Below are 15,462 nucleotides of genomic sequence, written 5' to 3' on the forward strand. Positions count from 1 at the left end.
TTAGCAACCACTCAAAGACGAACATCACAATATTTGCTAGATTTTGCACTGAATTAACTACGCAACACACTAATAGCGAGACTTTGAACCATTCGTTAACACAAATTTAGCATCGAGTTAATCAGGCCATCACTAAATTAACGACATTTGATTTGTCGTAACCTGACTGAAAGTTGTTTTCAATATTGAAAGGATAGGTTCAGCGATGGGTTCCAACTGCCGAGAAAGATAATAGTTATAGTCCATTGACGCCGTAGTATGTTGAACCGGTTCTGCGCCGTTTAATGTCATGACATATTCAACTCTAGCACCGCGCTTTCCGTACTGGGGATCGCCAGTGGCATCACACAGCTTACGCGCGGCCTTTAAATGAGGAGCCGACTTAGCAGTGTATTCCTCAAGATCTCGTCGTAACTGTTTTGCAAAAACGAGCTCTTTATTGAGTTCACCACGAGTTAGCTTATCTACGGTCTCTCTCAAATAAGACTCGACGTCTTGTTGTTGGAACAATCGCTCATACAGTTCATATTGAACTCGCCTTGCGAGCGGAGACCAATCGCTTCGAACTTGCTCCATCCCTTTAAAAATAAGTTCTGGCTGCCCTAAGCGATTTAGCTTGGTGCCCACATAGCGTTTCTTCGAACCTTCAACAGATCCTCGCAGGGTTGGCATAAAAAATTGTTCAAAGTGAGTTTCAAACTCTAGCTCGAGAAAGCTCTCTAACTGAAATTCGCTATTAAGCTTATCAACCCAAAATTGATTTACCTTCTGTGCTAGCGCTTTACCCGTTTGCTGCACTTCTGCCTGTTCAAAATCATTGCCTAGCCACACAAAGGTTGAATCTGTATCGCCGTAAATCACCTCATAGCCTTCAGCTTCTATCCAACGCCTTGTTTGCTTCATGATTTCGTGACCACGCATAGTGATCGAACTGGCAAGCCTAGCATCATGGAAAACACAACCTTTGGATCCGAGTACACCATACAGGGAGTTCATGATAATTTTTATCGCTTGAGATAGAGGCGCATCATGATTTTGCTTAGCCTGCTCCCTTTGCTCAGACAGGTTTTTAATCAACATAGGTAAAATAGGCTTCTCACGACTAAACTGCGCTCCGAGAAAACCGGGCACTGTTTTACTCGGCTGTTGACTAAAGCCATGATTAAGCCCCTCAACCAAGCCCTTAGGATCGATCAAAAAGGTACGAATAATCGATGGGTATAGGCTTTTAAAGTCCAGAACTAAAATATGACGGTATAACCCTGGCACAGAGTCCATCACATAACCGCCGGGACTTTCTATACCATCACTTACCGGTTTACTCGGCGCCACATAACCCGCACGATGCAGATGAGGAAGATATAAGTTATTAAATGCAGCAACTGACGCCCCAACGCGTCCCAGTTCAAGACCAGTCAATTTTGCTCGCTCTATCGCAAAATCAAATAGGTGGGTCTTTTCAAAAATGTCCCACACCAATCTGCAATCGGTCAGGTTATAGTGCGCTAGTGCAGGCTTATCATTAAAAAATAGCTCCTTGATTTCCCCCATACGATTATCAACATTATGGATCGCCTTACCTTCATCCAATAATGCTTGTGAGACAAACTCTAATGAGTAGCGCTCGAACTGATAAAATGCAGCTTTAAGCCAGTCTATGCCATCGAGTACCACCCTGCCTGGAAGCGATAGCGTTTCAGGGCGGTATTTATCTTCAACCTTCCAGCCAAGCGGCTGATTATCGCGACCAATATTAAGTGCAATACCATGGTATTTTGCACGTCGATATAGCAATGCTAAATCAAAGGTCACTACCGACCAGCCAATAATGATGTCGGGATCGTATTCTTGAAACCATTCAATTAGCCGTATGATGAGCTCGTACTCATTGCTCACCCATTCGATGTAGTCTTGCTCTGTCTCCTCTGGCTGACCGACCATGATCACTTTTTGATAAACACCGCCTTCAAGTGTCTGTCCGTATAAACCGACGGAATAGAGTTCGCCGGAGAAGCTACACTCAAAATCTAAAGAGATGGCATTAAGCTTTATCGTCGACGTTGACAGACGGGCTCTGCTAGCGACAAATAATGGCTGAGACTGCGGCAAAGAGTGAGATGAGGAGGAAGAGAAGCTATTCTCTGCTGAACGTTCAACAAACTGACCATAAAACTCCACATCTAACGCAATAAAACGTTCTATCAAGAATCGATGCTCAGCTTTTACATCAGACTCAAACAACTCAATATCGAGATCTTTAGCGGCCCGAATGAGTGTGCGCATAAGCCGCCCATCGCCACAATAAAGCGCCGAGACTGGAGCCTGATTAAAACTCTTAAGTGCTACCGGACTGGGTCGAATACCTGTTAAGCCCGCACAGGAAAACAGGCGCGCTTCATCTGAGCTTTGCACAAAACACACATGCTCTTGATTGAAAAGTTCTACCGCTATCGGCCCCGATTCGGTCTGAATATAATACTGCAACACTAAGACGCCCTGCTTATGTAGAGCATGACGAGTTAACACTCGACCTTTGATAAGTTGCTGCTCACCCAAACCTGAATTCATCGTTTTCACTCAATTAAATACACTATTAATCACTAAACGCTTCTTAGGCTAAGTAATCACTGTTATTATGTACAGCACTATTTATTAGCTTAGTGCATTCATGTTATCCGCAGACGTTAAAACTCAAATTCGTACTATATATAAGGGCATTTCCACCTCTTTGCCTAACTTTCGCCCTCGTCGAGAGCAGAACTATATTGTTGCGGAGATCTCAAAAACGCTTGCGGGCGAATATGACAAAAATCGTCGCATCATAGTGGTTGAGGCTGGCACGGGGATTGGTAAGTCGCTGGCTTATATTCTAGGCTCCATTCCGCTAGCCCTAGCGAGTAAGAAAAAAGTCTGTATCGCAACTGCAACAGTCGCACTGCAAGAGCAGTTACTGCATAAAGATCTGCCGTTTTTTTTACAACAATCCGGGCTAGATTTTACCTTTGGCCTTGTGAAAGGCCGTCAACGCTACGTCTGTTTATCTAAACTAGAGATGCTCGTTGGCCCAGATAACAGCAGCCAAATGGCGATGTGGCAATCTAAACCCGATCAGAGTCAGGTCGATATGCTTGAAGGCTTATTAAAAGACTACCAGTCAGGTGTTTGGAATGGTGAGCGCGATACATTGACCAAGCCACTGCCCGATCATCTTTGGCAGCAAATTGCCTGTGACAAACACAGTTGTCACCGCCAACTTGCCAGCCATCGCAACTGTCCTTTTCATAAGGCGCGAGAAGATATCGACACTTGGGACGTACTGATTGCTAACCACAGTCTACTCTTTGCTGACCTAGAGCTAGGTGGCGGCGTTATCTTGCCCGATCCAGAAGATTTATTTTACGTCATAGACGAGGCGCACCACCTTCCTATCGTTGCCAGAGACTTTAGTAGTGCTCAATCAACCGTGCGCGGCGCCAATGACTGGCTTGAAAAGCTCAGCAAGACAACCAGCAAGTTACAAAACCAGATAAAGAGCAATCATATTATTGGCCCAGCGCAAGCTATGCTCGATCACATTGGTGATATTACAGGACTACTAAACCAAGTCGCCCAATTTTGTGATACTCAAGCTGCCCAGTTTGATAATCCAGAAAACCGCTTTCGCTTCGAACACGGAAAGCTACCGCCTGCGCTATTAGTGCAAGCGGAGAATCTTGCCACCGCATCTAATGTCGCCCTAAAGCAGTTTAATAAGATGCTGACTTTACTAAATGAAGCGATTAAAGATGGGGAGATCCCAAAGCATCAATCTGAAGCTCTGCTCTCTGAAACTGGCTTTATGCTGCAGCGATTAGAGAATCTACAAAAGCTATGGAAGATGATGGCCAAAGAGGATAGCCCTAAAGGGGCACCTATGGCCCGTTGGATTGAGCAATTAACGGGTAAACAATCCGACTACTTGTTTAACGCCTCGCCTATCGAAGTTGGGTTTATGCTTGAAAACCTACTATGGGACAAGGCTGCAGGCGTGGTGCTATGTAGTGCGACCTTAAGAGCGCTGAATAACTTCAACCACTTTACTCATCAGGTCGGATTATCCATCAATGACGGCAGTCGCTACTTAGCCTTAGACTCACCGTTCGACTTTGAACAAAATGCGACCCTGTTTTTGCCCAAGATGGACAGTGAGCCAACAGACGATAGATATACAGATGAGCTGGCAAAACACATTATCGCCCTCGTTGAAGATGAGATGGCCAGTCTAGTGCTGTTCGCATCATACTGGCAGATGGAAAAAGTCGCCGACTTGGTTCAGAGTAAAATAAAGACGGGTCTACTCATTCAAGGCACGGCGCCAAGGCAAGAGATCTTAAAGCAGCACAAAGCCCGCTGCGATGAAGGTAAACCAAGCATTATTTTTGGTACCGGCAGCTTCTCTGAGGGTCTCGACTTACCAGGGGATTACCTAACCAACTTGATTATTACAAAGCTACCTTTTGCGGTGCCGACCTCGCCCGTAGAACAAGCGCACTCAGAATATATCAAGATAAAAGGCGGAAACCCGTTTTTACAGCTGACAATCCCCGATGCCTCACGCAAACTGGTGCAAAGCTGTGGTAGATTATTACGTAAAGAACAAGATTACGGTCGGATTTCAATTCTAGATAGACGCTTAGTGACTAAGCGCTATGGAAAGTCCCTGCTAGATGCTCTACCGCCGTTTCGCCGTGTGATTGAATAGGACACGCTTTGGATTTACTTCTCGACCCTAGTAGCTGGGCCATACTCGCATTAGTGGGTTTTATAGCTGGATTTATCGATGCAGTATCGGGCGGCGGCGGACTATTATCGATTCCGGCACTGCTCACTATGGGCGTCCCACCACATTTAGCACTAGGAACCAATAAGCTGGCAGCTAGCTTTGGCTCATCAATGGCTGCTTATACTTATTATAAGCAGCGATTATTTTCGCCCGCTTTGTGGTACCACACTTTTATTGCCACTTTTATCGGCGCTGTAATGGGCACCTTTATCGTTTACCTTATCGATAACAGCTGGTTAGAGAAATGGCTGCCCATTATGATCATCGCCATTGCTCTATATACCCTGTTTCAGCCCAATGCCATGGGCGATAACAATCACAAAATTCCCACTAAGGCTAAAAGCAAAGTTAAGCAGTGGCTACAGGGCTTGCCCTTAGGCTTTTACGATGGCTTTGCAGGACCTGGCATTGGCGCCTTCTGGACGGTATCAAGCACAGGCTTACACAAGCTACCTTTGCTTTATAGCTGTGGACTCGCTAGAGCTATGACCTTTACCAGTAACCTAACCTCGTTGATTATCTTTATCACGTTAGGAAAAGTGAACTTCGCCATAGGCTTATCTATGGGGCTGTGCATGATGGCTGGCTCCTATATCGGTGCCCATTCAGCGATTAAGTTCGGCCTGCCCTTTATTCGTCCTATTTTCATTACCGTTATACTATTAATAGCAGCACAGTTAGTTTGGAGTGCATGGTTATGACAACCGACGAACTCGTTCGAAAGCTCAAGTTACAGCTCAAACAGTTAGAGCAGGAAGTATTGCAACATGACTCTCGCTTGCCACCGGGGCAACGTAAAATGATGCAAGATGTCGAACGTTTCAACAACGAATTATTTATTCAAGTTGGCGGACAACTTCAGCCTTGTATCGACCAGCTAGCCAAGAATATTGCGCAACTTGAGCAACTGTTGAAGGCTAAACGTTCACCTTACACCATCATCTCGAGTTGCGAGAAAATACAAGATAGATTTAGTGCGCTCAGGCGCGCCCTATCCACCACAGGTATAAATGTTAAGTCAATAGAGCAGGAAAAGCGCAGCCGCCGAGCCTATGCCATTAAGCGAGGCATTAAGTCTCATAACGAAAGTGGCTTCAGTTGGATCGCTTCAAATGTGATGCAAAACAGCCATCAACTCTATGAAGAACTTAATAAACATTTGAACTGGGCTAAGATTATTGAACAAAAAATTGAAAATTTGCAATCTTCTCTTGAAAACTGTCATAGTGCTGACAAAATCAAGTTGCAGAATGAGATCCTCAGTCTGCACAGTCGTCTCGGTAAGTGTCGGCAAGCTACCAGCTATATTGAAGATCGCATCCAATTATTCGAGCGACCTTTTAAGAGTCAAAATCGTTAAGGAACAAAAATGAAACCACGTTTAACCATTACCGCACTTCTTGCTCTATGTGGTTCTTCAGCAGCGTTTGCCGCTGACTTCAACATCCCAATGGCTTTTGAATACATCGCAGTCGATGGCCAAGAAGTCGAGACTAGCCTGTTTAACCATAAGTCAGAAATTCAACTAGATAAGGGTACTCACAAGATTGCCATCCGCTATAACGACCTTGTCGAAGACGACTTTAGCGACAGCGAAACCAATGTAAAGTCTAACGCCTTTATTGTGACAATCGATGTTGACGGTGATTTTAGCTATCAGCTAAAGCCAGCCGATGGCGAATTTGTCAAAAACCCTAAGCGCTTTGCCAAAGCGCCACAAGTTGTTGTGACCCGCGAGGATAACGGTTTAGTAAACTACAAAGTGACTCAGACTAATATCACCGAAGAGTCTTTTGTTTCTCGCTTATTCAGTGGTAATGACGCCACCGACGTTGACGCAGAAGCTGCAGTCGCAACTGGCGCAGCCGCCGCGGTATCGACACCTACAGCACCTGTAAGCAAGCCTTCACCAGCTGCAGCTGCAACCTTGCCTGCCGTTGCTGCGACTCACTCTGCGGCTCCAGCGACTGCAACTACAGCCGAAGATGCAGCCAAAGCCGAGCAGATGCTGCAATATTGGTGGTTACACGCCGATGAGCAGACTCGTAAAGAGTTTATGAGCTGGGCGATTAAACAGCTTTAACTCTATTTTAGTGGCTATTTAAAGTGACTATGTTAAGTGCCTATCTGAGCCCACTCTAAATTGAGCATGCTCCCTTTGGTGTATCACGCCAGCTACTCTCAGCTGGCGTTACCCTCTAACCATAGATTTCCAATTACTAAATACCGCGCCTTATACGACTACCTGCTTAGCCAAGGTATAGCGACGCAATCTCAATTTATCTCTCCAATAAAAGCCAGTTTTGAAGCTATCACAACATTGCACGATAAAAGCTATGTGAAAGACTTTATTTCAGGTGATATCGACAGCAAGATAATGCGTCGCATCGGTTTTCCGTGGAGTAAACACATTGTCGAGCGCACCCTATATTCCATAGCGGGAACCGCGCTTACCTGTAAACTCGCTATAGAGCATGGCTGCGCGCTACATTTAAGTGGCGGCTACCATCATGCCCACCAGCATTTTGGCAGCGGCTACTGTATTTTTAACGATCTCGCCCTCGCAGCGGTATATAGCCTGCAAATTGAAAATATAGAAACAGTACTCATTTTCGACTGTGATGTTCATCAAGGTGATGGAACGGCTACCCTCGCTCAGTCGTCAAGTCAGATAATCACTTGCTCCATTCATTGCCAAGAGAACTTTCCTGCACGCAAACAGGTATCTGACTATGATATTGAGCTGGCTAGGGGGAGTAGCGATAAAGAATATGTAGAAACAGTCAAGCAAACCCTTGCTTATCTCATTCGATTACATCAGCCGGATCTGATTATTTACGATGCCGGAGTCGATATTCACACTGACGATAATCTGGGCCACCTCGATGTATCAACAGATGGGATCCGTGAGCGCGATAGTGAAGTTATCTGCCAAGCCAAGATGGCAAAAATACCCATTGCTTGTGTAATTGGAGGGGGCTACAGTAAGGAGATGGCAGAACTAAGTCTGCGTCATAGCCAACTTTTTATTGCCGCTAATAGCATCTGGCGATCAATAGGTTCAACGTCATAGGCATGCACTATATTGTCAGCAGCCCATAGCACCAAACAAGGAGCGTTATATGCAACTAGAGATAAGAAACTACTATGAAGTGCTACTACTTGAGCAGCTTTCAGATGAAGGTTTGCTGGATGAACTACCAGAAGACTATTTAGCCGATCTCTGTTGCGTCACGCTAAACCAGCTGCCGGTTCGTTACATCAGGCATTTAGTGGATACCTACTTCTTCGAAGACTACAACGAACTGCAACAGATGAAAGCAGAAATTCAACAAGCATTAGAGAAGTCCCGATTTTTTTTAAAACAGAGTTCAAAATAATTTAAGTCAAAAAAGATTACACAGGTCAACTTGTGTAATTTATACAATTTGAACAAGAAAAAGAGCTTATACTGATTGGTATAGGCTATTTTTTTAATTTTAAAACATTAGTTGCAGTTCAGCAATTACACTTCCGAAGTAAATAAAAGATAATTTGAATACAATATTCCAAACTATCACTAAAACATATTAAATATATTCATCACTCTTCCACCCACCAAGTAAATGAACCTTTAAACTTGAAGTTATAATTAATTTCAAACAAACTAAAAATTCGTGGCAAGTAAAAAAATGGAAATACAAACAAAGGAATGAGTCATGCCAACATATTGCAAGGTATCTTTTACAATACTAATTTATTTTATAACAGTCTCAAATGTATGGAGTGCTACATGGGAAACTATTGAGGATGGGGCGACCATAAACTTAATGTACAACGCGCAAACAACAGAATTTGAAAAGCAAGAACAATTAACTAGTCATTTTTCAAGACACATTTTTAAAGACACAAAAAATAAACTTAAGGAAGATAAACGCCTTACATTAAACAATAACACAACCCAAATACGTTACCATCAAGAGTATTTAGGGGTTCCAGTAATAGGAAGCAACATCGTTATCGAACAAACACACTCCTCAGTTAGTGATAACAATAGCAATTATCGCATTCGATATGGTCGATACTTAGATAACATCCCCACTTTCCCTATAAAAGAAAGTCTAATCACTCCTGAAGATGCTCATGACATTTTAATCAGAGAGTTTAATGTAATTGAAAAAATCAGAAGCAAAGATAGCAAGTTATACCTATTTCAGGAAAACAACACTACATCTCCTATTATGATTTATCTAACATCAGCATTGCTAGAAAAGAGTGAACCTAGCAGGCCTTTCGCACTGATAAATGCAACAACCGGAGAGGTAATAAAAAAGTGGGATGGTATAAGAAATATTATAACGAAGATTGTAGCGAGGGTTGGTACAGGTCCTGGCGGCAATAAAAAAACAAGTAAATATTTCTATGGCACTAAATATGAAAAATTATTAGTTACAAAATCTGATAATAATATTTGTACAATGGAAAATGATTATATCAAGACCATTAATCTTGAAAACAAAAAAACAGGTAACAAACCATTTAGTTATACATGTCCTAATAATACTGTTATGTCAATTAATGGTGCATACTCCCCACTCAATGATGCTCACTTCTTTGCAACCGAAACAATGAAAATGTTTCAAGATTGGTATGGGGTAAAATCTATACCGAAAAAGCTGCCTGTAAAGGTACATTACGGCATTAATTATGATGGTGCATTTTGGGACGGGAAAGAGATTACGTTCGGAGATGGGGATCAAAATAGCTACCCAATGATTGTTCTTGACATTGTCGCGCATGAGATAGGCCACGCATTTACAGGTCGTCACTCAAGTTTATTATCCTCCGGTGAAAGTGGCGCCATTGACGAGGCCTTCGCTGATATGACAGGCGAGACGGCTGAATATTTTGTAAAAAAGAAAAATGACTGGTTGATTGGATATGAATCAACTAAAGGAAGCGAACCTTTACGTAGTATGAAGGCTCCAGATAAAGATGGTAAGGGAATTAAGCACTACAAGCATTATAAACAAAATATGGATAAATATAAGGCATCAGGTATTTTTAACTATGCTTTTTATTTACTCGCTAACAAACCCGGCTGGAATATCCGTAAAGCATTCGCCTTAATGGTTCACGCTAATATAATCTATTGGAGGATGGATACCAATTTTGAAGACGCTGCATGTTATATCAACCATTCAGCTAAAGATAAAGGCTTTAACCCTTTAGATGTCGTCACAGTATTTTCAAAGGTAGGAGTAAATGCAACATGCAGCAATGGAACAGAAATCCAAGTTGGCCGTATCGTTCAAGGTATGTCAGGAGCAAAGAATAGTAAGCATTTATTTTATCTTAATGTGCCTCGCGGCGCGAAAAACCTCACATTTAAAACTAGCAATGGCAACGGTGACGTAGACATTTACATAAGTAAAAAGCCTTCTTCTGCAAGCCAAGAATGTGGCTCGTTTCAATCAGGGAATGAAGAGCTGTGCCGAATCGCTAATCCGAAAATAGGTCGTTACTACTTCACTTTATATGGAGCAAGTAAGTTTAGCGGAATAACAATGGTTGCAGATTATGAAAAAGACGGTGGGGTATACAGAACCAGTAAAAGCTACATAATACCAGATAATAACCCTAGTGGTGCTTACTCTCCCAATTGGGTCACGTCCGTTCAAGACTATAAAACAGCTATAGTCTCAGTCAACATAGAACATAGTGATACCTCAGATCTAATTGTAAAACTAATACCGCCAGTCGGAGAGTCATACCTCTTACATAACAGAGTCATGTACCGTCCAAGTAGGATAAAAAGAACTTATAGAATTAAGTTGAACGATAGTAAAGTACGTGGGATCTGGTCTTTAAGTGCATTAGATACAAGACCTTCAGATAATGGTAGGATAATGCCATGGAGCATTTACTTTGAAAAATGACCACAGATCAAACCTAAGTCCAATCTTTTTAACCCTTAGTTAAAGTTAGCCACACAGGAACTGCCTTAAATCGTTCTCGTGGCTAAGGACATTCTATTTTACGTTTGGGAGCTTTGCTGACCTTCAGATACACTATTTACATATAGCAAATGCCACACTTGCTGCGGCAGCTCCCTTCTAAGGCGAATGACCGAGCTAAAGGGTTAAAGATAATATAGTGCGAGATAATGCTTTCATAATGACAAGTGGTACACACGAATTGTACAAGTAGGTCGATTTACAGGTTACAACTGAAAAGGAAAGCTGGATAATCTAGTAAAATCAGTAACTTATTAGTTTAAAGGGGAGTTTTTGAGGCCCCTAGAGCCGCACATTGATTATATAAGCCACATGAGTCACTTGCTGCGGTTGCTCGCTTCTAGGCCGAATGACCGAGCTCAAGAGTTAAAGAGTTAAAGAGTTAAAGAGTTAAAGAGTTAAAGAGTTAAAGAGTTAAAGATAATATAGTGCGAGATAACGCTTTCATAATGACAAGTGGTACACACGAATTGTACAAGTAGGTCGATTTACGCATTAAAACTAAAATGGTAAGTTAAAATATCTAGCAAAATCAGTAGGTTATCACTTTAGAGGGGAGTTTTTGGAGGCTCCCCTAGAGCCGCACCCCGGCACATGAGTCACTTGCTGCGGTTGCTCCCTTCCAGGCCTGGCCGAGTTCACAAGTTATCATTGCGGGGGGGGTACGAGGTAAGCACCCATTAACTGATTCAGAAATGACTCAAGTTGGGTTAAGTCGTTAATGTCGCACTCTTTGTACCACTCATTTAACCCTATGACAAGATATGACTGGTCGCCCTAAATCGGATTTGCCCCAAAGCTGCTATACACTCTAAGAATTAGCGTACTTTGTGCCTTTATCACACTATACAGATTATCGATGATGTATTCTCTAGATTGCCAACCAAGGCAAAAATCACCATTAAATCCATTAGATACGGGAGGTATGAAATGGCGAATGTATTTTCAACTATTTGGCTGACGCTACGAGATCTTGCTAAGAGAAAGCGGGAAAATCCAGACGATGAAGAGTTACCAAAGGCATTTAAGAGTATTTTGGATATAGCTAAACAAAGAGAACCTAAGTCATACGAAGAATTTAAGGACAAATAGGTGTATTAGTTAGGCTTCACACATAAATTTAGGGCTTGCTGCTGTTCGTCCCTCACAGGATTTTAGTAAGCTCATTGCACCGCTAAACGCGGCGTTAGCTGTTTAGAATATAAATTGAGATACGATGACTATTAGCCAAGATTTCATGAGCTATCAACGCTCAATAGGTAAAAGCTTAAAGGTTGAAGAAAATCGAATAAGAGAGCTGATAGGAAAAGAGCATTGGCTTACTGATGGAGAGCATAAAGAGCAATTACTCAGAGATGCCCTTGATAATGTTTTACCTGAAGTATATAGAGTAGGGACTGGTTTTGTTTGTTATCCATCTAATGAAACAAGTTCTGGTCAGCTAGACATACTGATTACTTCAAAGTCTTCACCAACCCTATATAAAAAAGGTGCCTTACACTTCGTAACAGCTAGTAGTGTTAGAGCTATTATTGAAGTCAAAACCAAAATATCAAAGGGTAAGAAATTAATTTCTGTAATTTCAAAGTTAAGCCAGCAAATTAAATCTATCCGAGCTACAAATCCTGATTGTTGGGCAGGGTTATTTATATATGACAAAGGGAGACTAAAAGGTTCTGACGTTTTAGCTGTATTACAGTCTGTTACTGCTAATGATCCTGCTGGCGCTATAAATTGTGTTGCCATTGGTGAAAATAAATTTATTCGTTTTTGGGAAAATGGGCACAGGCAGAGTAGATTAGAACAGAGACCTATTTGGCATTCTTATGAGCTGAACTCTTTAGCTCATTCGTATTTCATCAGTAATATCATAGAGCAATGCTCCGAAACTATAGATGATCATCGGGCTCAAACACTGTTTCCATTACGAGGTGAATTTGGAAAAGAACAATTAAGGTCCCATTATGCTTTCTTAGGAGAAAGTTCAATTGCCCAATTTGAGGCTCACAGCTAACAAATAAGGATAGTCATGAGAAAATATCATCTGCGGTGGGCTGAGGAATGGCCTGATGAAATATTTGATTTATATGATGAAGAGTGGAAGTCAAAGTTCGAAAATCAAGATGGAGTTTATGTTTTAGGTAGTAGTGATAATACGATGTTCACTTACCCTTGGGGTTCGTCCCCTATCTTCTATATTGGTAAGAGTGTCAATTTAATAAAAAGATTAAGGAGTCATCGTAAAGGTATATTACAAGCAGCTGAAGACCATAACTCTAAATATTTTCGCCCCAAGAATCAGTATGGCGCTGCATTTGGTGCAGACACAGCTGTATTTTACCTAAAGGACTTTGATGATTTAGGTAAATATGAATCAAAAATGATTACTGATTTTTACGATACTTATGGCTCTATACCTGTTGGAAATGGTGCTTGGCCTAAGTCAATATTAACCGAAGATGATTGAGTTATAACAAGTCGCTGTAGGCGAATTTCAGCCAGTCCGGCTAAGTGGATCGTTACCGCACATATGGCACCATACTTTTCCTAACCAACAACTCATGAGCTAGAGTCAAAGCTCTAGCCCATTTATGCCCAATAACGACTTAGCTTGTACTGAAGGGACAATTGCATGGTAAGGTCGAGTCGCATCACCCAAAGTATCTGTTTATATATGAGTCAGTACAAATAAATAGAGTTCTTCATTGTTTTCCCATATTAATTATGACCAGATACAGTAAGCTAAAACCTATTAATCGCTTCTCAAAATATCACAAATTTGTCTGAGGTCTTTTAATAAGAAGGCCTCAGCTAGCTCCCCCAGCCCCCTTCAGTTCCTACTCTTTAGTCTCATCACCCAAACCATTAGACGGCGTATAGGCAAGCGAAATCAGTGTTCTCTCTAAGCACACGACTCTAGAGCCTAACGAAAGACGAACAGACCATGTCATACGCCTACTATGCCAAGCAGAATCCAGACCTGAGACCGTACAAGGAGGCCATCGAATTGCTAGCTGCTTCGCTCTCTGAGGCTATCGACTAACATATCATGCGTTATAGCTTGAAGCTACGTGAAATCTAGTAGTCAACACCTTGGTAGCTATTTCAGATTTCACGTAGGAGAACAATAGATAGAGACCACTCAAACAAGCCATCATTGCAGCAAAAGCTTTCACATCCCACCAAGGATTTCTTGCCGATAGTTATGAAACATTAAGTACCTACATAGACTGCGGCGTGATTACAGTTGGCTTAAAAGACGAATACATTCAGGACTCTTATCATACTCGCCTTAGGTGCTGGCCATTGGAACCTAAAATTAGCTAACATTTTCCAAAGTATCATTACACTTTGCGAGCTCGATTTTATAAATTGTGTCTAGAACATCTTCCGTCGATCGAATAGTTTTCCTAATTTCAGCCAAAACACGATCAAGAGATTTTATAGCAACTCTTTTGGCCTTATTTAACTGAAGTGTAAGCTTAGGGAGGTTTAAAACACTCTCACGAAAACCTATTAGACCGTCTTGTGCACTCGTTGCTGATGATAAGAGCCCCGTAAGATTAGATTTTAAGTCCTCTACAGCTTCATGATCGTGATTAAGCTCGATAGAAATTGATATGCCCTTACTTAAAGCATCAAAAGCTTCAGTGCGAGATGAAGTTGCAATACTTACTTGAGGCTCTAGGATTTCTGAATATCTAGTAAGATCGTCACTAGTAAGCTTAATAATTTTTCTGGTATCAGCTTGAGCATAAGAACCATCTTCCAGTTTTGGTAAATTAGATATATCTAACATCCGCTTGTTAAATTGAGAACCGATTTTAACTGTCGCATCACTCATGAGTTCGAATGCAGAGTTCATATCTGACAAGCGATCCTCATATATCTCTACGTAATCAAATAACCCATATTCATCTTCATCTTCGTGCGCTTCATCTACTACAATGAGTTTGTTTTCTAAGTTAGGCTCGTTATTTTTCTCTGAAGAAATAAGTTTCTGTGACCAAGCTTGTGCAACTCGACTCAAATGCCCTCTAACCATATTCTCGAAGTCTTCAGTACTCTCAAAGTCCCAATATAATCCTCCCTTCTCACCTAACTGCTTCTTTAATGACTGAAGTTTTTGTAATTGCTCAAAATCCATTTTTGATGGCGGAATGGCCTGATCTTTAAAGTAAACCATAATATCAATAGAGTTAGGAGATGCTTTATGTTTTTCGTATGCTCTTTGAAATTCTTCGATAGTTCCGGACTCAGCAACTGCAGTAGGCGTGCCGACTTTACTCCAAAACAATGCAATAAATACATCATAATCATCAGCAACTTGCTTATTAATAACGTCTTGAGGATACGCTCCAAAACTAGGGTGAATGTCAGTTTCCCACCGAATCAACTCCAGACGTAAATTTAGAGTTTTACTCCAAGTTCTATTTAACTCTGAAATTATTGTCTCTAGAGCACTTCTTTCGTCTGCAACATCTCCCGGTGACGCTACAAATACACTTATGACTGTTTCACTTCTTGCCATTTTACTATCCCTGAAAAATTTAGTTTACTGAAAGTAAAGTACTTTAAATACATAGCAATAGCCACTCAAAATATCGCAAAATTGTCAGAGGTCTTTTAATAGAAGGCCTCAGC

General features: G+C 41.6%; 12 protein-coding genes and 1 other RNA gene. 10 read left to right on the forward strand and 3 right to left on the reverse strand.

Annotated features, from left to right (window positions below; all coding sequences use genetic code 11):
• Positions 1-132 precede the first annotated feature (132 nt).
• The gene (locus JMA39_RS08705) at positions 133-2,568 is read right to left on the reverse strand and encodes a DNA polymerase II (protein ID WP_202721494.1); all 2,436 of its coding nucleotides are present in this window, start codon (positions 2,566-2,568) and stop codon (positions 133-135) included.
• A gap of 100 nt (positions 2,569-2,668) precedes the next feature.
• Between JMA39_RS08705 and dinG the strand changes: the two genes are divergently transcribed.
• The 7 genes from dinG to JMA39_RS08740 all read left to right on the forward strand — a co-directional run bounded on the left by dinG (position 2,669) and on the right by JMA39_RS08740 (position 10,740).
• Positions 2,669-4,741: an ATP-dependent DNA helicase DinG gene (gene dinG / locus JMA39_RS08710; protein ID WP_202721495.1), complete on the forward strand. Its 2,073-nt coding sequence runs from the start codon at positions 2,669-2,671 to the stop codon at positions 4,739-4,741.
• 8 nt (positions 4,742-4,749) lie between these two features.
• Entirely contained in the window at positions 4,750-5,523 is a 774-nt protein-coding gene (locus JMA39_RS08715; RefSeq protein ID WP_202721496.1) for a sulfite exporter TauE/SafE family protein, read from the forward strand.
• A complete protein-coding gene (locus JMA39_RS08720) occupies positions 5,520-6,182 on the forward strand; it encodes a primosomal replication protein (protein WP_202721497.1) in 663 nt (220 codons plus the stop codon). The genes JMA39_RS08715 and JMA39_RS08720 overlap by 4 nt, the downstream gene beginning before the upstream one ends.
• Before the next feature lie 9 nt (positions 6,183-6,191).
• Positions 6,192-6,905, forward strand: coding sequence for a DUF2057 domain-containing protein (locus tag JMA39_RS08725; RefSeq protein WP_202721498.1), 714 nt, complete (start codon positions 6,192-6,194; stop codon positions 6,903-6,905).
• 66 nt (positions 6,906-6,971) lie between these two features.
• Positions 6,972-7,895: a histone deacetylase family protein gene (locus tag JMA39_RS08730; protein ID WP_202721645.1), complete on the forward strand. Its 924-nt coding sequence runs from the start codon at positions 6,972-6,974 to the stop codon at positions 7,893-7,895.
• Positions 7,896-7,944: 49 nt separating this feature from the next.
• The gene (locus tag JMA39_RS08735; RefSeq protein WP_202721499.1) at positions 7,945-8,202 is read left to right on the forward strand and encodes a late competence development ComFB family protein; all 258 of its coding nucleotides are present in this window, start codon (positions 7,945-7,947) and stop codon (positions 8,200-8,202) included.
• A gap of 318 nt (positions 8,203-8,520) precedes the next feature.
• Positions 8,521-10,740, forward strand: coding sequence for a M4 family metallopeptidase (locus JMA39_RS08740; RefSeq protein ID WP_202721500.1), 2,220 nt, complete (start codon positions 8,521-8,523; stop codon positions 10,738-10,740).
• A 652-nt stretch (positions 10,741-11,392) separates the two neighbouring features.
• Here JMA39_RS08740 and ffs read toward each other — a convergent pair.
• Positions 11,393-11,483, reverse strand: an RNA gene (gene ffs / locus JMA39_RS08745) — signal recognition particle sRNA small type.
• A 265-nt stretch (positions 11,484-11,748) separates the two neighbouring features.
• Here ffs and JMA39_RS08750 point away from each other — a divergent pair.
• The 3 genes from JMA39_RS08750 (at position 11,749) to JMA39_RS08760 (ending at position 13,285) form a co-directional block, all read left to right on the forward strand.
• Complete coding sequence (locus JMA39_RS08750; RefSeq protein WP_202721501.1) at positions 11,749-11,910, forward strand: hypothetical protein; 162 nt, start codon at positions 11,749-11,751, stop codon at positions 11,908-11,910.
• Positions 11,911-12,034: 124 nt separating this feature from the next.
• Positions 12,035-12,832 carry a DUF6602 domain-containing protein gene (locus tag JMA39_RS08755; RefSeq protein WP_202721502.1) on the forward strand — a complete coding sequence of 266 codons (798 nt, stop codon included), beginning with the start codon at positions 12,035-12,037 and terminating at the stop codon, positions 12,830-12,832.
• A 15-nt stretch (positions 12,833-12,847) separates the two neighbouring features.
• The gene (locus JMA39_RS08760) at positions 12,848-13,285 is read left to right on the forward strand and encodes a GIY-YIG nuclease family protein (protein ID WP_202721503.1); all 438 of its coding nucleotides are present in this window, start codon (positions 12,848-12,850) and stop codon (positions 13,283-13,285) included.
• Positions 13,286-14,137: 852 nt separating this feature from the next.
• On the opposite strand, the gene JMA39_RS08765 is transcribed toward JMA39_RS08760, so the two are convergent.
• Positions 14,138-15,349 (reverse strand): hypothetical protein, encoded by a 1,212-nt coding sequence (locus JMA39_RS08765; protein WP_202721504.1) that lies wholly within the window; start codon positions 15,347-15,349, stop codon positions 14,138-14,140.
• Between the last annotated feature and the right edge of the window lie 113 nt (positions 15,350-15,462).

The organism is Shewanella schlegeliana (genome assembly GCF_016765635.1).
Lineage (GTDB): Bacteria > Pseudomonadota > Gammaproteobacteria > Enterobacterales > Shewanellaceae > Shewanella > Shewanella schlegeliana.